We start from the raw sequence: 15,842 nt of genomic DNA, 5'->3' as shown, positions 1-15,842 counted from the left end.
CGGAGTCGGGATGACAGTCGAACCGGTCGGACGAAATACCCACAAGCACTCCTTTCGTGAGGTTCGGACCGTAGCACTCGGCCGGTCCAACGCGTCAAGCGGATTCTTCTCTTGAAGATAAGCGCCGGTGCCTCCACGAGTCGTCCGGGACGGAGGCGATGCCGGCGCACCGGTTCTGGAGCGCCGCAGTCCAGGCAGCCCGAGGCGGTCGATCCAGGGCGGAGTTTATTTCCCGGCATTTTATTAGATATGAATTGACTTTATCCGGACCGTTTTCTACACACACGGCGATTCACGGATAGAACACATGGAGGTTGGGAGCTTGCCGTGGGGTGACCCGAGAGAGGGGCCGAACGGCGGCCGTCGTTGGCAAAGACCATATTGGCAAGCCGTTCGAGGATCGATATGAACACTACCTTGATTGAGTTTTCGCACCAGATCGGGTCCACGTGCGATTTGGGCGTGCAGAGTATCGTCCTGGTCCCGGGCGCGAGTTCGACTTGCGGCGGGGGCCACTGCAGTTGTTGTTCGAGTTGCTGCTGGTAAGCCGCGGCGAAACCCAACCCCCAACCGCGGCGAAACCCAACCGCGGCTAATCCCTGTTGGAGGCCGGTGGGTCCGGTCTTGGAGGACACCCATTGTGAAAGACCTAACTTTGTTCGTTCGAAGCGTTCGCCTGGGAGCGGGCGCAGGGTTCACCGCACTGCTGGCGGGGGCGTCACTGCTGGCGGGGGCGTTATTCCTCGTGGGGGCGACGGCCTTTTCCCAGGAACAAGGAGGATTGGATGAAGAGCATATCGAGTGCATCCGCGCCGCGGCGAACGAGGCTGGGCCGGTGGGCCAATGGGCCGTCGTCCGGAGGGTCACGGCACCATTCCAGCGGGTGGAGGCCCTCCTCGAGGCGTTCTCGCGCGAGTTTGCAGCGCAGGGTCTGGATGAGGCGTTGTTGACCCGTGAGGGCTTCGAGTCGAAGGCCGTGGTGATCGTGTACCAGGATCCGAGGGGCATGGCCGAGGTTCCGATGGCCATCGGGTTGACGGTTCCGGGTGCGCTGCGACCGCGGGACCCCCTGACCCTGGAACGATTCCTCGAACCGGTGGCGGTGCGGTGTTCGCACATGGGTCCGTACGAGCGGCTGAACCAGGTGTTCGAGGAGATCGAGAAGGCGTTGCCCGAAGGGAGTCGGCCGACATTCCCGGTGTGGCTTCGGTTGATGAACGATCCCCGAACGGTCGAGCCCGACCTGATTCATACGGACCTCGTTGTCCCGGTCGTGCGGCCGCCTGCGCTGACCGACGACGAGAGGAAACGGGTGGCGGACGCCGTCGGGGCGGCGGGGCGGGTCGAGTACCTGCTGGCTTCGCAACGGTTCGTGGGCCCCATCGAGCGGATCGGAGAGTTTCTGAAGCAGTTCATGGCGGCGTTCGAAGAACAAGGCCTTGGGGAATCGCTGGCCGGTGCCGCGACGGCGCCCTTGGCGTTGGTGTACAGCAATCCCGACCTGGTGAGGGAGGTTGAGATGGAGATCGGGTTGCCACTGGTGCGGCGTGCCGACGTGAAGGAGCCGCTGCGACTGCGTGAGGTCGGGTTCGATCGGACGGTGCTCTACACCCACGCGGGTGAGTACGAACGTTTGTCGGCGATTCACTCGGAGATTTCGCAGGTCGCGCGAACGGCCGCGCAGGCTCCGTTGGAGCCCACATGGCCGGTGGCGTTGCGCCTGCTGACCGATCCGGACACGGTGGCCACCACCGACGAGATCAAGACGCAATTCCTCGTTCCCCTGGGGGCGGTCGGCGGGGGCTGATGGCCGCGTGCCGGGGCTCCCCACCTTGAGGGGGGAATGGTAGCAAGATGGCCTTGGACGTGTACCTGACCGACGCCTGCAACCTCAGGTGCCGGTATTGCTTCAACTGGGACGAGCCGGAGGCGCCCCGGATTGGTTTCGAGGACGTGTGTTCGATCCTGCGGGCTGCGTACCAGGAGAATAACCGTTATGTGTCGATCACCGGGGGCGAGCCATTCCTCTACAAGCCCATCTTCGAGGTGCTCGATTTTGCCCATCGCCTGGGTTACTGGATCACGATTCTCTCGCACGGCGGCCTGCTCGACGAGACCCGCATTGCGCGGTTGAGGCCGTTCTGGCGCCTGCGGGTTCGCATCAGTGTCGATGGGCCGGATCGGGAAACACACGACCGGCTGAGGGGGGAGGGGACGTTCGACACGACGATGGAGAAGATCGATCTCCTGGTGCGCCACGGGATCAATGTCGGCGTCGGCGTGACCGTCAGCGAGGGGAATGTGGAGGCGGTGCCGGACATCCTGCGGATGTGTGTCGAGAAGAAGGTGGCGTTTGTCCGTTGCGTGCCGGTTTCGAGGGTCAACAAGGGGAAGGCGGCGCGGGTCACCTCCGAGCTGCACGAGCACCTGCTGGCCAGTCTGATTGACTTCGCCCTCACCCATGCCGATGCATTGGACTGGCCCGACCCGGCGGCCGCGGCGGCTCCGGCCTCGATACCGGCGTTGACCACGCGGCGGTGCATGGCGGGCCGGCGCTTTTTCGGGATCCGGCCGAACCGGGAGATCGTGCCGTGCCCGCTGATTGCGGGGCATCCGGACGTGCCGCGGGTGGTGTTCGATGGTCCGGAGAGTTTCGAACGATTGGGCCGGCAGATGGACGCATTGTTCGCCGGGATGCGGAATCGTCTGGACGGGATCTGTTCGACGTGTGAGTTCAGGGAGGTGTGTTACGGAGGGTGTCTGGCGGAGAAGCTGTCCTTCGATCTTCCGATGGCGGCGGGTCAGCCGGTCTGCACGAAGTTTCTGCTCGAACGCCTTCGCGACCGGTACGAGCACGCGGGGTTCGACCGGTTGGTTCGGGCGTGGGTGTGCCAGCTCGGAAGCTCGATGGAGGCGAGCACGAGTCACGCCTGCATGCGGCACGCACCGTTTTGGAACATGAATTTTCGGGTGTACGACCGTTGGAAGGAGACGGCGCTCCGATTCAATTGAGGCGGGACCGATGGCGACGAGCGGGAAACGGGTATGAGCGAATCGAAGGCGGAACGAGGTTCGGACGACGTCCCGAAGACCACGATGACGGCGGCCGAGTTCATGTCGAAGGAGACGCCGTTGGTTTCGAGTGTGGTCACCTTCTGCAACAACCTGCCGATGTCGCTCTATGCGGACACCACGGTGGCCAGGTCACCGGAGGTCGTGTACCGGGGGCTGATTCTCTCGCACAACCGGCTGGTGGCGGAGGAGTACCTGCTGAATTTCAGGCGCAGCGACGCGGACTTCGGTGTGGCGATCGGGGTCAACAATTTCCGGCTGCCTGTGGCGGTGGCAGCGGTGGCGCATCGGGACCTGGAGGAAGAGGACGGCGGGCACATCGCGTTGCCGCCGTACGATACGCTGCGGGCTCCCCTGGGTCCGGTGATCCGCAGCCGGCGGAGTGTGCGGCGTTATTCCGGGAAGTCGGCCACCCTGGAGGAGTTATCGACGATTCTCTATCACGGAGGCGGCATCTCGGGTTCGATGTCGGTCACGAACGTCCCGGCGACGGCCTCGCTGGGGCCGACGGACCGCATCGATCTGCGAACGGCGGCCTCGGGCGGGGGCTTGTACCCGGTGGACTTTTTCGTGGTGGCGCTGCGGGTGGAAGGATTAGCGGCGGGGGCGTACCGGTACCTGCCGCGCCATCATGCGTTGCGGCGATCGGGGCCGCCGGACGCGTTGCCCCCGGTGGCCTCGCTGGCCCAGTTCGGAGAGATCGAAGCGGACCGGGCGGCGTTCCTGATCGGGTATGTGTACAACCAGTTCGAGAACGCCCGGAAGTACGGGGATGCGGGTCTCGCCTATGCGTTCATCGAGGCGGGCGCGATGGCGGCCCATGTCCACCTCGCCGGCACCGCATTGGGGATGGGCACATGCGACGTCGGCAGTTTTTCGAAGGGGCGGTGCGAGCGCCTCTTCGACGCGGATGGCTTGTCGAGGCATCTGATTCATCTCACGGTGGTCGGGAAATAGGAAGGAGCGCATGAGCGGCGGCGAATCATCTCCACGAGTCTATTCATTGAACGAGGGCGTAAGGGTCTTTCGCGGCGGCGACGAGATTCGCTTTCGGAAGGGGGTATGGAACTTCAACGAGGCGGTGGTCCGATTGGCGGGCCAGAGCGAACGGGTGGTGGGCTTCTTCACGGCGGTTTACGAGACGCTGAGGCAGGGTCGGGACGCCGATGTGGACGCGATTGGGGAGGAGGTTGGCGCCGGCGCGGAGGAGTTGACCGGCTACATCCAGCTCCTCGACAGCCTGGCGAGCCAGCAGTATCTGTGCGGGCCGCGACAGCGCGATGTCGCGCGGACCGTGAACGCGCTGCTGGGCGGCAGTCTCGGGGGGTTCGAGGACTACATTCGGGAGCCGCGGCCGATTCTGTTCTTCAGCGATCGCGAGTCTTCGCGGGAGGCGGCGCAATTGCTGGCGCGCCAGGTACCGATGCGCATGGACGTACTGGCCGACGACGATCTCCAGGCGTTGACGCGGGTGGACCTGACGACGCGGGTGGACGCGGTGGGGCACGAGCGGGATCTGGAACGGTTCTCCCGCCTTTTCGGTTCGTACGCGGTGGTGGTGGGCTGCCTCGGCGACCCGTGCGTCTCGATGTTGCGGAATCTGAACCGCGTGCTGGTTCACCTGGAGAAGCCCCTGGTGCTGGGTTTGGTGGACGGCCCGTTCCTGAGTCTGCTGGCCGCGCACCCGACCCAGACGGGCTGCTTCGAATGTTACGAGCAGCGCCTGCTGGCGAGGCAGCAGGACACCGTGGTGTACCACAAGTACGTGAGCGGCACGGCGGACGGGGGCGGCGTCGGCAGGGGAGCGACGCGGTCGGCGCCGTCGTTGCATCTCCTGACGGCCGCCGCGTTGTCGGAGGCATTGCTCTACGCATCGGTGGGGATGACGCGGTTGGCGGGCCGGGTGGTGAACGCCTATCTGCCCCTCCTGGAGATCCAGGTTCAGGATCTGCTGAGGGTTCCGTACTGTCCCGGTTGCGGCTTTGTCGCCAAGGCGCGCATGGACGAGTTGTACACCTCGTCGAAGCGGTTGGTGGACGAGATGCTCAAGCGGGTCGAGGTGAAGGGTTGAACCGGGGCCGGGGGCTTCTCATGGAACCGACCTACTACCCGTTTTCGGCGCACCTGCTCGAGGACATCCTCAAGCCGATCTGTTCCGAGCACGGCGGCATCACGCGGAGCCTGCTGGTGAGTCCGGTGAAGTATGCGGACGACCTGGACATCAAGTCGGTGGTCGCGCAGATGCCGGCCTACCACAAGGTGCTGCTGAATCCGCTGCTCGAGATGCAGTACCACCTCAGCGGGTACGGGGTCTTCCACGAGGAGGCATTGGTCCGTCTGGCGGGCGAGGCGATCGAGCGATACGCGCTGTTGGTGTCCCAGGTGACCCTGGCCGGGCGCATCGAATACGCCACGTACAGCGACATCGAGGGCGAGCGGGGCGCGGTTCCGTTCGAGTGGCTTCGGCTGTTTTCGGAGGCGGATTGCGAGAAGCTTGCCCGGAGCCAGTACCGGGGGATGAAGCGGTTGGAACGGGACGACGTGGTCGGCTGGATCCGGTGCCCGTCGCTCTTCGATCCGACGCGGGAGATCTGGATACCGGCGCAGATGCTGTTCGTCGGGTACCGCCTGAACCGGGCGCGGAACGAGGTCGCCTTTTCCCCCGGGTTCTCGACCGGCACGGCCGCGCATCGGTCGGTCGAGCGCGCCTTGCAGAGCGCCCTGCTGGAGTTCATCGAGATCGACGCCCTGATGATTCACTGGTACGCGGCCTTGAAGGCCCCACGAGTCACGGTTGATGATCTCACCGTGGCGAGGTTGCTTCCGAGGCTCCACGAGGCCGACTCCCGCTACGAGGTGGTGCCGCTGCTGCTGAATCTTCTCGAAGGAGTCGATGCCCATGTCCTGGCATCCGTACTGATCAACCGGCGTGGCGAGCGCCCGTACATCGTGCTCGGCGCCCAGGGGCATCTGGACCCGGTTCGCGCGTACTACCGGAGCCTCATGGAGGCCGTGGCCATCGCGTTTCTCGGGATCTACGGACCGGTCTTTCTTCCGGACAAGTACATGGCGACGCGGTCGGCGGAGGAGGCCTTCGACGACCTGGACGCCAACGTGGCCTTCTTCGCGTCGCCCGACCGGGCCGCGGAGAAGCGGGCGACGATCGACCGGTTGATCGGGGAACGCACGGTGTTGTCGGGGCTGCCCTCCCATGACAGCGGGGATGCGAAGGCGGACACCGCCCGTTTGATCCGGCAGCTCTCGCGACACAGCGAATACGGGGTGTACCTGGACATCACGCCCCCGGAGACGGCTGGGCGCGGGTGGAGGGTGATGCGGGTGTTCGTGCCGGAGTTGGTGACGATGTGTGTGCCGGGGGTTCCCTACGGCGAGCACCCGCGTCTTCGGGCGCATGGAGGGATTCGCAATGGGTTTCCCCACCCCCTTCCTTGACTGCCTGATTCTGGCGGCCACCGCGTATCCTTCCGGCTTCGGTCATTCGCTCCATCACACCTTCGGAGGAAGGCCGGGGTCGGTGACCACCGCCTACCTCGGGGTCCTGCTTCTGCCGTACGTCGCGGTGGCGTTCGCGATCGTGTGGATGCGTCCCGGTCTCATCGCGTTCGCTCCGGCGTCCGCCGGATGGCTGGCCATGGCGGTTCTTGCGGCGCCGGTGGCGCTGGGGATGGAGCTGGGGATCCACGGTCTGCGCGCCTATCGGGCCACGGGCCGGTTCCCGCGATTCGAACTGCCTCCCATCTGGCGGGTACGGTTTCGTCCGACGGACCGGCTGCTGGTCGGGGCCATCGTGGTGGGGGAGGAGGTTTTCTATCGGCAGGTGTGGCTGGGGGTTGCGATGGCCTCACTGGGGTGGGCCATGCCGGTGGCTCTTGCGGCGGGTTCCGTGGCATATGGGCTGAATCACCTGGCGTTTGGCGGATGGACGGTGGTGTCGAAGAGCCTTTGCGGCGCGGTGTACGGCCTCCTGTTCCTCGCGGCCGGCGGAAGTCTGTGGCCGGCGATTGTCGCGCACGGGTTGCAGAACGTGCTGCTGTTTCGTCTCGCGGGAGGTCGCCATGCCTAGCGCGGTTTCCATCGCGGTGTTCCTGGCGATGGCGGCCGGCGCTTCCTGGCTATGGGGTCGGACGTTGTGGTACGCCGACGAGCGGTCGAGGCTGTTCCGGTCGGTGCAGTTTGCGGCGATGGGTTACAGTCGGCGTCGGCCCGCGGAGGTGAGATCCCTGCTGCTGACCTCGATCTATCTGGGCGCGGGCCTATTGATCGCCGCGGGGTTCGGTTGGGCTTACGGGATACGCCCGGCGGAGCTGATCGCCTCCCGGTCGGATCCGTGGGGCCCGACACTGCTCGGTCTCGTTGCCGTGATCTCGCTGACCAACCTGGGCGTCGAACTCGCCTGCGCGATGACCCGGCAGGGCGGACCCGAACGGTTCGCGGAGTTGCGCGAGATTCCGTGGATCCGCGGATTGGAGGTTTTGCCGCCCCGGGTGGCGGTGATTCTTGGGGCGGTGAGCGGGATGGTCGAGGAATGGGTCTTTCGCGGAGTCCTGCTCGAGATTGCGACGAGCCGTGTCGGCCTTGGACCGTGGACGGCGGTCGCGGTGGTGGGGGCCTTGTTCTGTGGCCAACAGCTCCTGCAATTGCGGACGCGGTTCCAGGCGACGGTGGTCGGCGGCGGGTGCGTGGCCATCTCGTTCGTTGGGGGAGTGTTGGTGATGTTGACCGGGAGCGTGATTCCGGCGGTGGTCTGCCATGGGTCGTTCGTCGTCTTTTTTCTCGGGCGATGGCGACGGAACCCGGGGGGCGACCCTGCCGGAATCCCGGAGGCACCGATGTGATGACGATCGTCGAGATTGAGAACCTGTCGAAGGCGTACGGCGCGACGGAGGTGCTGAAGCGCGTCAGCCTGACGATCGGCGGGAGCGGGCAGATCGTGGGCATTCTGGGACCGAACGGCGTCGGGAAGACGACGCTGGTCGAGATCATCGAGGGACTTCGCACGGCAGGCGCGGGGCGGGTGACGGTTTTGGGACTGGATCCGGGAAGTCAGGCGGCGCGACTCCGCGAACGCATCGGCGTGCAACTGCAATCGACGGTGCTGCCTCCCGAACTGACCCCGCGCGAGACGCTTCGATTGTTCGGCGCTTTCTATGCCCGGGCAAGGCCGCCGGGCGAACTCCTGGACACGGTTGGGTTGGCGGGGGTGGGGAATGTTCCGAATGGAAGGTTGTCGATGGGACAGCAGCGCCGTTTGGCGGTGGCGCTGGCGTTGGTGAACGATCCGGAACTCGTCATCCTGGACGAACCGACCAGCGGGCTCGACCCGGTGGCGCGCCGGGAGGTTCACACCCATCTGGCGGCGTTGCGCGCGGCGGGTCGGACGGTGTTGCTGGCCAGCCACGACCTGGAGGAGGTGGAGCGGTTGTGCGACCGGGTGATTCTCCTGCGAGCGGGTGAGATCGTCGCGGACGGAACGCCCGCGGAACTGGCGTCCGGCACGGGAACGCTTCCCGTGCTTCGGATCGCGGTGGAGGGGGCGTTTGACGACGGGCCGCTGCTAAGGGCCGGCGCGATGGCGCAGGGCATGGAGGGGAGCCACCGGCGTTACGTCACTCCCGATCCGAATGCGGCGATGGTGGCGATAGGACGGATCGTGGAGGGCGGCGGGGTGAAGCTTGTCGGGCTGGACTTGCGGCGACCCAGTCTTGAGGCGTTCTACGTCGAGGTGATGGGGCGGGAGCCGCACCCCGGCCGGGAGGCGACGTCATGAGGCGATTCCGAGGGGTTGGCGCCCTGACGTGGGCGTTTCTGGTGCAGTCGTGGCGGAGCAAGCCGGCATTGTTCTGGAACCTCGTCCTGCCGCTGCTGTTCCTGATCGGGTTGTCCTATGTGTTCGGGGGCGGGGAGACGGAGCGCGTGACCTGGATCGTGCCGGGGATCCTGACGATCAACCTGCTGAGCGCGTCGGTGTTCGGGTTGGCGCTGCACATGGTGAGTCTTCGGGAGCGCGGGATGTACCGCCGGTTGCGGGCGACCCCGGCGACTTCGTCCACCGTGGTGACCGCTCACGTCGTGACGGCGATGGCGAACATGATGGTCTCGGTGGCTCTGCAACTCGCGTTGGCCCGTGCCTTGTTCGGCGTGACGTTCTGGGGGGATTCTCCGGCATTGATGGCGGCGTCGGCGCTGGCGGCGCTGGCGTTGCTGCCGCTGGGCCTCCTGGTTGGCGGGGGCGCGCGCGACATGAAGTCGGCGCCCATGATTTCGAATCTCGTGTTTTTCCCGATGATGTTTCTGTCCGGGGCCGCCATGCCCTTGTTTCTCATGCCCGATTGGATTCGGACGCTGGCGTTGGCGCTGCCGTCCACGTACGTGGTGGACCTCCTGCAGGCGGTTGCGTTGCGTGGCGCGGGATTCGGGTGGCCTGCGTTTCCGACGGTGATGCTCGTGTTGACGGTCCTGGTGGGGATGCCGCTGGCGGCGGCGGCTTTTCGCTGGGAGAGCGAGGGTCCGATCGAGCGACGGCGTGTCGCGGTGGCGGTGGTGTGCCTGGCCGCGCTGTACGGGGCGGCCTTGTTGCGGGGCGAGGCGCTGGAATCGAGCCGGCCACCGCCGACCGAGCCGCTGCCGTCCGAGGCGCCTTTGCCGTCGGCGGGCGTTCCGGATTCGGGGTCGTCCGACCGCACGGTGCTCTTCGGTGCGACGATTCTGGATGGGCTCGGGGGACGCATCGAGCGCGGGCGCGTGACGATCGAAGGGGGACGCATCGTCGAGGTGGCGGCGGGAGGGGTGGGGACGGAGGGAGGGACCGACATGGGAGGGGCGTTCATCGTCCCGGGGTTGATCGATTCGCATGTCCACCTCGGCGGCTCGGCGGGTGGCGCGGCGTCGTCCGCGGAGTTCAGCGCCGCGCGATTGCGGCGCGACCTGCAGGTTTACCTGGCATGGGGCGTCACGTCGTTCGTCTCGATGACCGACGATCCCGACGACTTGAGGAGCCTTCGCGAAGCGGTCGGGCGAGGGACCATGCGGGCGCCGCGCCCCTTCTTCTCGGGTCCGGGTCTCACCGCGCCCCGGGGGCATCCGTCGGTGTATTTCGCGGCGGTGCCGGGTCTGGCGGGCCGGATCACGCGGCAGATCGACAGCCCGGAGGGGGCCGTCGCGGCGGTCCGGGAACTCGGAGCGGGCGGGGTGGATCTCATCAAGTTCTATCTCGACGCCGGTCGCATTGGGGAATCCCTGCCGGTTCTGACGGAGAGCGCGGCGGCGGCGGGGATGGACGCGGCGCGCGCCATGAGCCTTGCGACCACCGCGCATGTGGACAGCGACCTTCACGCGCGTCTCGCCATTCGCCTCGGGGTTCGAGGGATCGAGCACGTGCCTCCCGATTTGTCTGCGGAGACGATCGCGGAATTGGCGGAGCGGGGGGTGACATTGACGCCCACCCTGGCGGCGTCGGAGGGATTGGCACGGGCGATTCGGGGCGAAGCGGTCACCGACTCCGACGTGCGACGGTGGGTGGACCCTCGAGTGGTGGTGTCGCTGACCTCGCCCGGTTCGTGGGTGACCCGCGTGGGCGCCTCGGCGGAGGCGGTCGCGTATTACACACGACGGCACGAACGAACGTTGGAGGCGATCCGGCGGGCGGTGGCGGGAGGCGTTCCGATTTTGGCGGGCAGCGATGCGGGGAATCCGGGGGCGTTTCATGGGCTCGGATTGCTGCGCGAACTCGAGCTGCTGGTCGATGCTGCGGGGATGACACCGGCGGAGGCATTGATCTCGGCAACGGGAGCGGCGGCCCGGCGTCTCGGGTCCACCGACGTGGGGCGAATTGCGCCGGGGGCGTTCGCCGATCTGGTCGTTCTGGATGGCGATCCTTCGGTGGACATCCGCGCCTTGCGACGGGTCCGGGCGGTTTATTTCCGCGGGGAACGATTGGATCGCGAAACCATTCTCACATCGGCTCCCGGCGATTGGATGCCGCGGGCGGGGGTTGACCGGCGATGAAGGGGGCGGGGTACTGGCGGAGCGTCCGGCGGGCCGGACCGGGTATCATTGGGGTCGCGGTCTGTCTGGCGGCCTGTGACCGCAGTGGACCGGAAGCGGAGGCGGTCAGGGAGGCGGGGGCGCCGGAGGGAATTCGCTTCGAGAACATGCAACCGACCTCAGGCATTCGGTTTCCGCTGGCGTACGACACGAGCCGGGATGTCGGGATCAAGGAGACCATCGGTCATGCGGCGGCGCTGTTCGACGCGGACGGCGACGGGTTGCTGGATGTGCTCCTGGCGGGGCCGAACCGTGTGGCGTTGTTTCGCAATCTCGGCAACTGGCGATTCGAGGAGGTGTTGGACACCGGGTTCCGGCAGGAGGGCTACTGGCAAGGCGTGGCGGTTGGGGATGTCGACAACGATGGGCGGCCGGACCTGTTCCTGGCGGGCTTCGGTTGCGCGGCCCTGTACCGGAACCGCGGGGGTGGCCGGTTCGAGGACATCACCGAGCAGAGCGGGTTGGGGGACGTGCCGCCCGAGGCCTGGCAGACGGGCGCGGCCTTCGCGGATGTGGACCTCGACGGCCGATTGGACCTGTACGTGGGAAGGTACGTGGATCTCGCGGGGCACTCGGGTGCGTGCACTTATCCGAACGGCATCGTGACGGCGTGCGGCCCGGATGAGTTCGGGCCGCAGCGGGGGGTGTTCTATCGGGGGATCGGAGAGGGCCGGTTCGTCGAGGCAACGGCGGAGTTCAGTTTGGGTGAGGCGGAGGGGAAGGCATTGGGTGTGGCCTTCGGCGACATCGACGACGACGGGTACCCGGACCTCTACATCGCCAATGATCGTATGCCGTGCGACCTCTTTCTCAACCGGGGTGGCCGCGGCTTCGTGAGCGCGGGCCTTTCTTCGGGGACCGCATTGGGAATCCACGGCGGCGTCCAGTCGGGGATGGGAGCGGCCTTCGGAGACTACAACGACGACGGGCTCGAGGATCTCGTGGTGACCAACTACCGGGACGAGCCGATGAGCCTGTATCGCAACGAGGGATCGGGCCGGTTTTTGAACGCAGCCTTCACCTCGGGTCTCGGCACGGCAACCCTACCTACGGTCGGTTGGGGCGTGCAATGGGTGGACCTGGACAACGACGGCCTGCCGGAGTTGGTGGTGGCCAATGGGCACCCGCTCCATCGCATCGAAGAACTCGATCCGGCAACGTCGTCGCGCCAGCCGTTGCAGGTCTTTCGCAATGCGGGCGAGGGCCGGTTCATCGAGGTCACTCATTTCGGTGAGGGCTGGCGGCGCGGCATCGCGGGGCGCGCGCTGTGCGTCGGGGACATCGACAACGACGGGCGGATGGACCTGCTCGTCTCGGACATCGAAGGAGAGCCGCTGCTTCTGAGGAACATGACGCCGACTCGAAACCGGTGGCTCCGGGTTCGCCTCGCAGGACGGGGGATCATCGAAGGAGCCACCATCCGGTTGAGCGTGGGGAACCGTTCCCAAACGAAGCGGAGCGTGACCTCGGGAAGCTATTATTCCGCCAGCGATCCGCGGGTCCACTTCGGCTGCGGGTCGGTCGGAGGGACGGGCGAATTGGAGATCCGATGGCCGAGTGGAGTGCGCACCACGATGACGAACGTGTTCCTGGATCGCGAGGTGGTGGTCCTCCACCCGGAGCAGCTGTAAGGGACGATGAAAAGGGACCGCCGCGTCCCGGCACCCATGAGAATCCTCGGACAGGCTCCACACCGTTGCGGCCTCGTGGAACTCGGCCCTCCGAAGCGCCGCTTGGCGGAGTTCGCACCTCTACCGACAACTCCGGGATGCACTGTACCGCAACTGAGAACTCGACAATCCCTTTCCCCCCGGCGCACGATCCCAGCGTCATCCAAAGGAGGCGCAGCCCGAGCCGAGGCTGCGACTTGATAGCAACGTCGGCATTGTGAACTGCATGGTTACCGTCAGCACATTCAGCAAGATTGAAGAGGCTCATTTGCTGCTGTCGCGCCTGGAGGCGGCGGGAGTTCCGGCGTTCGTCCGGGATGGGATGAGTTCACGATTCAGTTGAACTGGCTGTATGCGGCTCAGGTGGCCTTGGCAGCAGGGCTGGGGAGGGTGTTCCAGCGGGGAAGGAGCAGGAGCGCCGCGAGGAGCACGGCGGCACCCAGGAAGGTGAAGACGGCGTGCCATCCGCCCTGTTCCTGGAGGAACCCGGGAAGCGTGCCGCCCACGATCGCGCCAATGGAACCGCAGCCATTGATGATGCCCGAGGCCGTTGAGGCCCCACGCTTGGAGCCGAAGTCGAGGGCGGCCGTCCCGCTGACCAGGGAGTCGGGCGCGTAGGTGAGGAGGCCGAGGAGAAAGAGGCTCGCCCCAAGAATCCACGCATTGGGCGGCAGACGGTCCAGCATGAACAACAAGAGCGCGAGCAGACCCAGGCAGATCACCGCGACCGGCATCCGGCGCGATCCGAAGAGTTTGTCCGAGAACAGCCCTGCGAGGAGGACACTCAGGGGACCGGCGGCCTCGAACATTGCGCTCAGGAACCCCGAGTGGATCATGCCGGTGCCGAGGCGGTCGTGGATGTACTTGGGGCCCCAGAACAAAATGGCGTAGCGCGTCGGTTTCAGGCAGAAATAGATCACGCATAGAAGCCGCACCATCGGGGTGCGGAGAACTTCCATCGCCACCGCCCATCGGCTGCCCCCAGCGTCGGTTGACGAGTCGGATTCCGCGTCGGGCCGGACCTCCGGAGGTTCGCCGTGATAGGTCTCGATGGGCGGAAGTCCGACGTCTTCGGGGCGGTTCCGTTGGAAGCGCCAGAACAGCAGCCAGACACCGGCCAGGGCGAAGGCTGGAACCAGGAAGGCGGCGCGCCAGCCGAAGCGTTCGCCGACGTAACCGGCAAAGATCGACGCGATGAATCCGCCCGCCGCGTAGTTGGTGCACCAGAGTCCGATCACCGTTCCGCGTTCCAGGCGGGAAAAGAACTGAGCCATGTTCTTGGCCAGCGGCGCCCAGCCGGAGGCCTGGAACAATCCCTGGGCGAAGAAGAGGCCGCCCAGCAGGAAGGCCACGACTGAGACACCCCAGGGGCCGGCCACCGATGCGACGGCGGTTTGAAGCGGAACCGGAAGCCACTCCGGAACGGCCAGACCCATCGCCACCGCGGCGACCACGGACCCCATCATGCCGGTGAGGATGACACGGCGCGTGCCGAACCGGTCGCCGCTCAAGCCCCACACGAACTGGCCCAACGCATACGCCACCAGAAACCCTCCATCGATCCAGGCCATCTCGGTGTGCGAAAGGCCAAGCTCCCCGGGCTTGCCCATCTCGATCTTGGCGACCGAGAAGGATTTCCGGGTCAGGTAGTATCCCGCGTAGGCCAGCCAGGTGATGGCGAAGATCCGCCAGCGCCAATGTTCATAGACCGGATCCTTGCGGAAGGAGGGCGGATGGGACATGGGGATGGCGAATCGGAAATGGGGAATGGGGAACAGGGGCTGTGAAGGGGGAGGGAGCAGCGGTCTAGACGCCGTAGTAGGTCTCGTACACGCGCTGGGCGTCGCGCCTTGCGTCGTCCCAGTTCCAGCCTGTGCCGTCGAAGCGATCCGGCGAGAGACTGCGGACATAGGAACCCGGGTTGGGATCGAGCAGTGACTCGACCAGCAGCTTTCCGATCCCGCCCGAGCCCGAGATGCCGTGGGCATTGCAGCCGCCCGCCATGACAAAGCCCCTTACCCGCGAGCTTTCGCCCAGGATGAACCTCCCGTCGGGCGTGAACGTCGGCCAGCCTTTGCCCACCCAGCTCCGCTCCGCGCCACGCGCCCCAGGGAGCAGGGCTGCGAACGCCGACTCGAAGGAGTCGAGCACGGGCCGGTCGATGACCACCTCGGGCGGCGCGCCCGCGAGTTCGTACGTTCGCGGATCGGTATGAAGCGCCTTCGGCTCCCATCCTCCCAGGAGCAGGCCGCCCTCACGGACGCGTCCGTACAGGGTGAGTTCCGGGATGCGGAAACAGGGCAGGTCGGGCGAGAGGCCGTCCATGGGCACCGTGACGTAGTATTCGTGCCGGACGGGTACGATGGGAAGTTCGAGCCCGGCGAGGCGGGCGACATGGTAGGCGTGCGCGCCGGCAGCGTTCACCACCCACCGGCAGCGGACCCGGCCACGATCGGTGGCGATGCCCGTGACCCGGCCCTGCCGGATCTCCACGGATTCCAGGCGGGTTCCCGTCTGGATTCGAACCCCCATCTCCCGGCAGGCGTGCGCGTACGATTCCGCCACGGACCGGGGAGTCATATAGCCGTCGCTGGGACACCACAGCACCGAACGCACCGTCGAGAAGTCCATCAGGGGCCACAATGGGCGTGCGGCGGCACCGTCCAGGAGATGCACCTCGAGCCCGGCTGCCGTCGCCGAATCGGCAAGCTTCCGAAACTCGTCCGCCCGCCGGTCGCTCAAGGCGAGGCGCACTGAGCCAACCTCGTGCCAGTCGGGGGGAACCGACGAGGCCTGCAGTTCGCGAAACACGCGGACCGAGTGCATCGCCAGGAGGGTTCGCTCGGGAGTGTCGCGCACCTGGCCGCATAAACCCGCCCCCTGGGAGGTGGTGGTGGCGCCGACCTCCCCGGCTCGTTCGAGCACGAGAAGGTCGCGCAGCCCGGCCCGGGCCAGCGCATAAGCGGCGCCGAGGCCCACGGCGCCGCCACCCACCACGACGCATTCGGCATCCGCAAGCGTGTTCATGTCGGCAGG

At 66.4% G+C, this 15,842-nt stretch carries 12 protein-coding genes; 10 read left to right on the top strand and 2 right to left on the bottom strand.

Annotated elements, in window-relative coordinates:
• The first annotated feature begins 640 nt into the window (after positions 1-640).
• The 10 genes from KF833_08305 to KF833_08260 all read left to right on the top strand — a co-directional run bounded on the left by KF833_08305 (position 641) and on the right by KF833_08260 (position 12,767).
• Positions 641-1,807 carry a GyrI-like domain-containing protein gene (locus KF833_08305; GenBank protein ID MBX3745300.1) on the top strand — a complete coding sequence of 389 codons (1,167 nt, stop codon included), beginning with the start codon at positions 641-643 and terminating at the stop codon, positions 1,805-1,807.
• 47 nt (positions 1,808-1,854) lie between these two features.
• Entirely contained in the window at positions 1,855-3,012 is a 1,158-nt protein-coding gene (locus KF833_08300; protein ID MBX3745299.1) for a radical SAM protein, read from the top strand.
• Positions 3,013-3,045: 33 nt separating this feature from the next.
• On the top strand, positions 3,046-4,029 hold the full coding sequence (locus KF833_08295) for a SagB/ThcOx family dehydrogenase (protein MBX3745298.1): 984 nt from the start codon (positions 3,046-3,048) through the stop codon (positions 4,027-4,029).
• Between the two features lie 10 nt (positions 4,030-4,039).
• The gene (locus KF833_08290) at positions 4,040-5,143 is read left to right on the top strand and encodes a hypothetical protein (GenBank protein ID MBX3745297.1); all 1,104 of its coding nucleotides are present in this window, start codon (positions 4,040-4,042) and stop codon (positions 5,141-5,143) included.
• Positions 5,144-5,163: 20 nt separating this feature from the next.
• Positions 5,164-6,525 carry a YcaO-like family protein gene (locus KF833_08285; protein MBX3745296.1) on the top strand — a complete coding sequence of 454 codons (1,362 nt, stop codon included), beginning with the start codon at positions 5,164-5,166 and terminating at the stop codon, positions 6,523-6,525.
• On the top strand, positions 6,500-7,156 hold the full coding sequence (locus tag KF833_08280) for a CPBP family intramembrane metalloprotease (protein ID MBX3745295.1): 657 nt from the start codon (positions 6,500-6,502) through the stop codon (positions 7,154-7,156). Before KF833_08285 ends, KF833_08280 begins: the two co-directional genes overlap by 26 nt.
• Positions 7,149-7,928, top strand: a complete 780-nt coding sequence (locus tag KF833_08275; protein ID MBX3745294.1) for a CPBP family intramembrane metalloprotease — start codon at positions 7,149-7,151, stop codon at positions 7,926-7,928. Before KF833_08280 ends, KF833_08275 begins: the two co-directional genes overlap by 8 nt.
• A complete protein-coding gene (locus tag KF833_08270) occupies positions 7,925-8,860 on the top strand; it encodes an ABC transporter ATP-binding protein (GenBank protein ID MBX3745293.1) in 936 nt (311 codons plus the stop codon). The genes KF833_08275 and KF833_08270 overlap by 4 nt, the downstream gene beginning before the upstream one ends.
• Positions 8,857-11,097 carry an amidohydrolase family protein gene (locus KF833_08265; GenBank protein MBX3745292.1) on the top strand — a complete coding sequence of 747 codons (2,241 nt, stop codon included), beginning with the start codon at positions 8,857-8,859 and terminating at the stop codon, positions 11,095-11,097. The genes KF833_08270 and KF833_08265 overlap by 4 nt, the downstream gene beginning before the upstream one ends.
• Positions 11,098-11,243: 146 nt before the next feature.
• Positions 11,244-12,767 (top strand): CRTAC1 family protein, encoded by a 1,524-nt coding sequence (locus tag KF833_08260; GenBank protein MBX3745291.1) that lies wholly within the window; start codon positions 11,244-11,246, stop codon positions 12,765-12,767.
• Positions 12,768-13,165: 398 nt separating this feature from the next.
• On the opposite strand, the gene KF833_08255 is transcribed toward KF833_08260, so the two are convergent.
• Entirely contained in the window at positions 13,166-14,548 is a 1,383-nt protein-coding gene (locus KF833_08255; protein MBX3745290.1) for an MFS transporter, read from the bottom strand.
• A gap of 64 nt (positions 14,549-14,612) precedes the next feature.
• A complete protein-coding gene (locus KF833_08250; protein ID MBX3745289.1) occupies positions 14,613-15,833 on the bottom strand; it encodes an FAD-binding oxidoreductase in 1,221 nt (406 codons plus the stop codon).
• Between the last annotated feature and the right edge of the window lie 9 nt (positions 15,834-15,842).

This window comes from Verrucomicrobiia bacterium (assembly GCA_019634625.1).
In the GTDB taxonomy this organism is placed as follows: Bacteria; Verrucomicrobiota; Verrucomicrobiia; order Limisphaerales; family CAIMTB01; genus CAIMTB01.
The sequence above is the reverse complement of the archived record's forward strand: the minus strand, read 5'-3'. Positions and strand labels throughout refer to the sequence as shown.

Coding starts and splice junctions, on each gene's coding strand:
- KF833_08255 (MBX3745290.1), bottom strand. CDS start 14,548: ATGTCCCATCCGCCCTCCTTCCGCAAGGATCCGGTCTATGAACATTGG.
- KF833_08260 (MBX3745291.1), top strand. CDS start 11,244: ATGCAACCGACCTCAGGCATTCGGTTTCCGCTGGCGTACGACACGAGC.
- KF833_08300 (MBX3745299.1), top strand. CDS start 1,855: ATGGCCTTGGACGTGTACCTGACCGACGCCTGCAACCTCAGGTGCCGG.
- KF833_08295 (MBX3745298.1), top strand. CDS start 3,046: ATGAGCGAATCGAAGGCGGAACGAGGTTCGGACGACGTCCCGAAGACC.
- KF833_08290 (MBX3745297.1), top strand. CDS start 4,040: ATGAGCGGCGGCGAATCATCTCCACGAGTCTATTCATTGAACGAGGGC.
- KF833_08265 (MBX3745292.1), top strand. CDS start 8,857: ATGAGGCGATTCCGAGGGGTTGGCGCCCTGACGTGGGCGTTTCTGGTG.
- KF833_08285 (MBX3745296.1), top strand. CDS start 5,164: ATGGAACCGACCTACTACCCGTTTTCGGCGCACCTGCTCGAGGACATC.
- KF833_08250 (MBX3745289.1), bottom strand. CDS start 15,833: ATGAACACGCTTGCGGATGCCGAATGCGTCGTGGTGGGTGGCGGCGCC.
- KF833_08280 (MBX3745295.1), top strand. CDS start 6,500: ATGGGTTTCCCCACCCCCTTCCTTGACTGCCTGATTCTGGCGGCCACC.
- KF833_08275 (MBX3745294.1), top strand. CDS start 7,149: ATGCCTAGCGCGGTTTCCATCGCGGTGTTCCTGGCGATGGCGGCCGGC.